The organism is Nocardiopsis trehalosi NBRC 14201 (assembly GCF_001552555.1).
Taxonomy (GTDB): Bacteria; Actinomycetota; Actinomycetes; order Streptosporangiales; family Streptosporangiaceae; genus Nocardiopsis_B; species Nocardiopsis_B trehalosi.
Genome location: NZ_BCRK01000304.1, coordinates 1 through 3,769, shown reverse-complemented (window position 1 = coordinate 3,769; position 3,769 = coordinate 1). Strand labels below are relative to the sequence as shown.

Here is a 3,769-nt window from a genome sequence, read left to right as displayed (position 1 = left end):
GGATCGCGCCGCCGCGGCGGCGGCGCGATCCGGCGGACGCCGGTACCCGGGGGCACGTACCCCGGGGGCACGGTGCCCAGAGGCGCGGCGCCCCGGGACCTACGGGGTGGTCCAGCGGAGGGCGTCGGCGGTGGGGACGAGGCCTCCGGGCAGCAGCGGCGGCTCGGTGGTGGCGGGCCCGGTGACCCCGCGGCGCTGGATGCGGTTCATCTCCTCCATGACCTCGCCGACCACGGGGGTGCCGAACAGCTCGCCCATGCGCTCCCCCGAGTCCGTGCGCGCCGGGCCGGTGCGCACGACGGCGTCGGCCAGCTCGGCGGAGGAGGCGGCGAACCGGTCGGTGACCGACGCGGCGTCGACCAGGGCGCGCTCGCCGGAGACGGCGCCGGCGACCAGGGTGGCGAACGCCTCCAGGTCGCCGCCCTCGGCGCGGGTGACCTTGCGGGCCTTCCAGAAGTAGGAGTCCTCGTGGACCTGCATGTCGTAGAACGCCGCGAGGAACTCGTAGAAGACCGCGTACTCGCGGCGGTACCGGGCCTCGAACTCGCCGAACGCGCGGTCCTCGGGCAGGTCGCCGGCGAGCACGGTGTTGACCGACCGGGCGGCGAGCAGCCCGCCGTAGGTGGCCAGGTGCACGCCGGTGGAGAACACCGGGTCGATGAAGCACGCCGCGTCGCCGATCAGCGCGATGCCGGGCGCCCAGAAGGCGCTGTTGGCGTAGGAGTAGTCCTTGCGGACGCGGATCTCGCCGTAGGTGCCCTCGGTGACGCGCTCGGCGCCGGCCAGGAAGTCGCGGACGATCGCGCACCGCTCGATGGACTCGCGCAGGACGCGCTCGCGGTCGGCCTGGATGCGGCCGGCCTGGTCGCGGTTGAGGACGGCGCCGACGCTGGTCAGCGTGTCGCTGAGGGGGATGTACCAGAGCCAGCCTTCGTCGAAGGCCGCGCACAGGATGTTGCCGCGGTCGGCCCCGGGCAGCCGGCCGCCGCCCTCGAAGTAGCCGAAGACGGCGAGGTTGCGGAAGAACTCGGAGTAGTGCCGCGTGCCGCCGACGGCGCGGTGCAGCCGCCCGGTGTTGCCGGAGGCGTCCAGGACGTAGGCGGCCGTCAGGTCGGTGCGGCGGCCGTCGGCGTCGGCGTAGCGCAGGCCGGTCACCCGGTCGCCGGTGTGCAGCGCCTCCAGGGCGGTGCACTCCTCGCGGACGTCGACCCCGTGGCGGGCGGCGTTCTTCAGCAGGATGTCGTCGAAGGTCATCCGGTCGACCTGGTAGGCGTAGGAGGTCGGCCCGGAGAGCTTGGGCGAGAGCGCGAAGAGGAAGTTCCACGGGTCGGGGCTGGTGCCCCAGCGGAAGCTTCCGCCGCGCTTGACCTGGAACCCGGCGGCGGCGACGTCGTCGGCCACGTCGAGCAGGCGGCAGACGCCGTGGACGGTGGCGGGCAGCAGGGACTCGCCGATCTGGTAGCGGGGGAAGCGCTCCTTCTCGACGAGGGCGACCCGGTGCCCCCCTTTGGCGATGAGGGTGGCGGCGGTGCTCCCCGCGGGGCCCCCGCCGACCACAACGACGTCGAACTCGTGCTCGGGCATGCGTGCTCCTCGTCGCGTCGGGCGCGGCCGGGCACCGCGCCGGCCGGCCGGATCCGGGCACGGGCAGCCCGAGCCGCCAAGTCATTAGGTTTGGCTAACCTAATGTCGCGAGTCCAGTGTTGGGATGCGGACGCTCGGTGTCAACCCCCGGCGGGGCGGGCGCTCCCGGCCCCCCGCACCCGGCGCGCAGCCACCCCGTCCCTGGGGGGCGTGCTCCGGACACTCCGCGCCCGGGGGGTGCGACGGGGTAGCCTGGGCGGGGTGCGGAGGGGCCTCCCGCCGTGTCCACGCGCTCGGGAAGGCGGTGCGGGATGACCGATGTCCGCGTGGACCGGCTGCGGCCGGGCGACCACGTCTGCTGGGCCTACTCCGACGGCGCCGAACGCCTGCGGGTCCTGGCTCGCTTCACCGCGACCGCCCTCGCCGCCGGTGACCGGGTGCTCTGCCACCTCGACCCCCCGCCGCCCGAGGGCGCGGTCCCCGCCCAGGGCGCCGACCTCGCCGCGGCGCGCGCCCGCGGGCAGCTGCGCTACACCCCGCCCGGGGAGTCCTACCTCGCCGGCGGAGCCTTCGACGCCGAGGCCGTCCTCGACGGATGGCGGGCCGAACTCGCCGCCACCCGCGCCGCGGGCTACCCCGGCCTGCGCGTCATCACCGACATGGACTGGGCCGCCCGGCCCGTGCCCGGCGCCGAGCACCTGGCCTGGTACGAGGCCCAGGCCACCCGCGTGTTCGCCGACGGGTTCGCGACCGTCGTCTGCCTGTACGACCGGCGGCTGTTCCCGCGCGCGGTCCTCGACCGGGCGGCGGCCGCCCACCCGGGCACCGCGCTCGACGACGACCGGTGGCGCCCCCAGCTCCGCGTCCTGCGCACCCGCGACCCGGTCGGCGTCCGGCTGACCGGCGCCTGCGACCTCAGCACCCGCGCCGCGCTCACCGCCGTGCTCGACGGGCTCGCCGAGGACGCGCCGGCCGGCGACGTCCCGCTGCGGGTCGACGTCTCCGGACTGCGCTTCGCCGACGCCGCGGCCGCCCACGCCCTCGTGGGCACGGCCCGCACCGCACCCGCCGGGGTGCGCGTCGTCGGCGCCTCCCCTATCGTCGTGAAACTGCTCCGCCTGGCCGGCGGGCGCGACACCGCCGGACTGACCGTCGTACCGGCGCCCGGCGGCCCCGACCATCCTCAGGAGCCCAGCCGATGACGTCCCCCACGACCGTCGAGGACGGGTCCGGAGCGCACGCCTCCCTGGAGCACATCGGTCTGCTCTACGACACCGAGGCCGCCTACCTGGACGGCGTCCTGTCCTTCGTCCACGCCGCGCTGAGCGCCGGCGACCCCGTACTGGTCGCCGTCCCCGGCGGCAACCTCGACCTGGTCCGGTCGGCGCTTGGCGCCGACGCCGAGCGGGTGCGCCTGGCCGACATGGCCGTCGCCGGACGCAACCCCGGCCGCATCCTGCCCGCCGTGCTGTGCGCGTTCGCCGACGAGCACGCCGGGCGTCGGGTCTCGATCGTGGGCGAACCCATCTGGGCCGGCCGCGACGAGCTGGAGTACCCGGCCTGCCTGGCGCACGAGGCGCTGATCAACGCGGTGCTGGCCGAGCGCGACGTCGCGGTGCTGTGCCCCTACGACACCCGCGGCCTCGACGCCCGCGCCGTCGCCGACGCCCACCGCACCCACCCGGTCATGGAGCACCTCGGGGTGCGCAGCGGCAGCACCGCCTACACCGACCCCATCGCGCTGGCCGCCGAGTGCAACGGGCCGCTTCCCGCGCCGCCGCCCGGCGCGGCCACCGCGGCCTACGCCGTGCCGACCGACCTCCCGCTGATGCGGCGGTTCACCACGGTGCACGCGTCGGCCGCCGGGCTCGACCCCGACCGCGCCGAGGAGCTGGTGGTGGCCGTCAACGAACTGGTCGCCAACACCCTGGAGCACACCGGCGGCGGCGGCACGGTGACGGCCTGGTCGCAGGGCGGCGCGTTCGTCTGCCAGGTCGAGGACACCGGCCACCTGGCGGACCCGCTGGCGGGCCGCGTCCCGCCGCCGGTGTCGGCCACGGGCGGCCGCGGGCTGATCTTCATCCAGCGCCTCTGCGACCTGGTCCGCGTCGAGACCCGCCCCGGCCGCACGGTCATCCGCCTGTTCATGGACGTGTGACCGGCCCCGCCGGCGGGGCCGCGCCCC

General features: G+C 76.1%; 3 protein-coding genes. 2 read left to right on the top strand and 1 reads right to left on the bottom strand.

Features of this window, described 5'->3' with window-relative positions:
* Positions 1-99: 99 nt before the first annotated feature.
* A complete protein-coding gene (locus NT8_RS27585) occupies positions 100-1,584 on the bottom strand; it encodes a tryptophan 7-halogenase (protein ID WP_067975902.1) in 1,485 nt (494 codons plus the stop codon).
* A 311-nt stretch (positions 1,585-1,895) separates the two neighbouring features.
* Here NT8_RS27585 and NT8_RS27580 point away from each other — a divergent pair, with 311 nt between their 5' ends.
* Positions 1,896-2,786 carry an MEDS domain-containing protein gene (locus NT8_RS27580; RefSeq protein WP_067975898.1) on the top strand — a complete coding sequence of 297 codons (891 nt, stop codon included), beginning with the start codon at positions 1,896-1,898 and terminating at the stop codon, positions 2,784-2,786.
* On the top strand, positions 2,783-3,742 hold the full coding sequence (locus tag NT8_RS27575) for a sensor histidine kinase (protein WP_067975895.1): 960 nt from the start codon (positions 2,783-2,785) through the stop codon (positions 3,740-3,742). Before NT8_RS27580 ends, NT8_RS27575 begins: the two co-directional genes overlap by 4 nt.
* The last annotated feature ends 27 nt before the right edge of the window (positions 3,743-3,769 follow it).